This window comes from Ruminiclostridium hungatei, assembly GCF_002051585.1.
In the GTDB taxonomy this organism is placed as follows: domain Bacteria; phylum Bacillota; class Clostridia; order Acetivibrionales; family DSM-1351; genus Ruminiclostridium; species Ruminiclostridium hungatei.
Genome location: NZ_MZGX01000089.1, coordinates 1 through 622 on the forward strand (window position 1 = coordinate 1; position 622 = coordinate 622).

Here is a 622-nt window from a genome sequence, read left to right on the forward strand (position 1 = left end):
TTTCCGGGTTATAGTACCGCGCCCTCAAATAGATAGTCCCGGTTTCCTTATCGAAATATTCTCCGCAGTACCTGAACAGGTTCGTATCCTCAGGGTCTATGTTCTTCTCTACACCAAATGCATCATAGTCATACACTTTTATGCTACTTCCGGTTGTACTGGTAAGCTGCACTGTATCTCCATGACCATTATACAGGAAATATCTCCTATTTGCACCTTCCCCGGAGTATATGAGATTTATTCCCCGTATGTATTTATTGCTTACGTTTCCTGCGCCGTCGATTTCCAGCACCATCTGGTCACCGTCCCATATGTGGTTTGTGGTGACACCGTTTACTGTCTTTGAGGCCCTCAGACCATCCCAATTGTAGGTATAGCTGTAGGTATTGCTTCCTTCTGTAACTTTCACCAGTTGGTTCAAACCGTTGTATTCATTTATTGTAATGCTATTCTCAGTATTTGCTGTATTGTTGCTTTTGCTTTCACCCGTACCCAGTGCTTGGGCTTCAAGGCTCAGCGCCTGCTCTGTGGTTGTATCCAGGGTTGTCATCGGGATTATTTCCAGTGAAGCTTTTTCCGTGGAGGTTGTTCCCGACAAGGCTGTTTCTGTAGAAGCTGCAGA

General features: G+C 45.2%; 1 protein-coding gene. It reads right to left on the reverse strand.

Annotation, left to right across the window (positions count from 1 at the left end; genetic code table 11):
- The coding region (locus CLHUN_RS21685; RefSeq protein WP_133051146.1) for an RHS repeat-associated core domain-containing protein at window positions 1-622 on the reverse strand (622 nt) is incomplete at both ends.